The sequence below is a fragment of the Streptococcus oralis genome (assembly GCF_001578945.1).
Lineage (GTDB): Bacteria > Bacillota > Bacilli > Lactobacillales > Streptococcaceae > Streptococcus > Streptococcus oralis_Q.
On sequence record NZ_KQ969612.1, the window covers coordinates 1 to 451 of the forward strand.

Annotated in this window: 1 protein-coding gene; it reads right to left on the reverse strand. The window is 39.7% G+C overall.

Annotation, left to right across the window (positions count from 1 at the left end):
• A partial coding sequence (locus SORDD16_RS11370) for a hypothetical protein (RefSeq protein WP_164966529.1) occupies positions 1-451 on the reverse strand: 451 nt, incomplete at both ends.

Here is a 451-nt window from a genome sequence, read left to right on the forward strand (position 1 = left end):
CTCCCCACTTCATACCATTACCAGTCGGAACACTAGAATTGTACTTAGCGATCTGTCTACCGGCAACCGCAACCGCCACATCTTGAATCGGCGCAATCCACGGCACATATGGAGCGACAGCTTTCTCTAAATCACTCGCTGGTGTCCCATCTATCCGATTTCCTGTCTCAGCGATATGCTTGTATAGGTTAGTATAGTGATACTTATTCATCTCAGCTACTTTTTGAGCTACCTTAGCATCTTCAATAGCCTTTAATTCATTATAGCGAGAAATAATATATCTATTTTTAGCTGAACCAAGCGGATTAAAGTAACCTGTACCTTGGTAGGTACTATAGTTACCTAGAACATTGCCATATTTATTTTTCAAGTCACTAAGAGAACTTGAATCAATATTAGCTTTTTCAGAAACAGTTAGTCCATGTCTTGCCGCATCTTCATACTTTCTAAA